Genomic DNA, 700 nt, shown 5'->3' with positions numbered 1-700 from the left:
GTATTTTCCGCCAAAATTATTCAGTACAAAATTTAAACTTTCCTTGAGGTTTTGAAATGACTTATAAGCATCGAAATCTAACCATTGATATTTTATTCTCCGCCATAGTATTTCTATTAAGTTTAACTCTGGAGAGTACGGAGGCAAAAAATAAATCAACACATCTTTTTCCTTCCATTGTTCAATTTTAGCCATAAACTTTTTTGATTTGTGTATTGGAGAATTATCAAGAATCACAACTGTTTTTTTAACGGTTTGTTCTACAAATCGATCCATAAAACAGATGATTCTGTCAGAATTAAAAGTCGTTTCAAGTACTTCAAAATAAAACTTATTTTTACGGGTCATCATTCCAACCACATTCAAATACTTGCCTTTAGAAGCGGGTAATAATATCGGATTTTCTTTTGTTTGCCATGCATAAGGCACATTGGGGGTAAGCCCAAAATGACTTTGATCACCAAAATACAAATCGATATATCCACTATTTTCCAAATCCTTTAAGGTTTCTATTTGTTTTTGTTTAAATTGAAATTGCTCTTTGTTACGTTTGCCATTTAAAGAGAGTCGGGCTCTTTTCCAACTATAGCCCAGTATCTTTTAAAAAATTCTGCAAAGTCTTTTTGCAGATTATAATATTGTGTTGCTCTTCAAAGTAAATTAATACATTTTTTAAATTTCTATTGTGAAGTGCTAATTG

At 30.7% G+C, this 700-nt stretch carries 1 protein-coding gene; it reads right to left on the bottom strand.

The annotated features are described in order from the left end of the window. The coding region (locus tag A3SG_RS0118495) for an IS630 family transposase (protein WP_029596911.1) at nt 1-594 on the bottom strand (594 nt) is incomplete at its 3' end. Nucleotides 595-700 lie beyond the last annotated feature (106 nt).

It is taken from the genome of Flavobacterium sp. ACAM 123, assembly GCF_000264055.1.
Taxonomy (GTDB): Bacteria; Bacteroidota; Bacteroidia; order Flavobacteriales; family Flavobacteriaceae; genus Flavobacterium.
The sequence above is the reverse complement of the archived record's forward strand: the minus strand, read 5'-3'. Positions and strand labels throughout refer to the sequence as shown.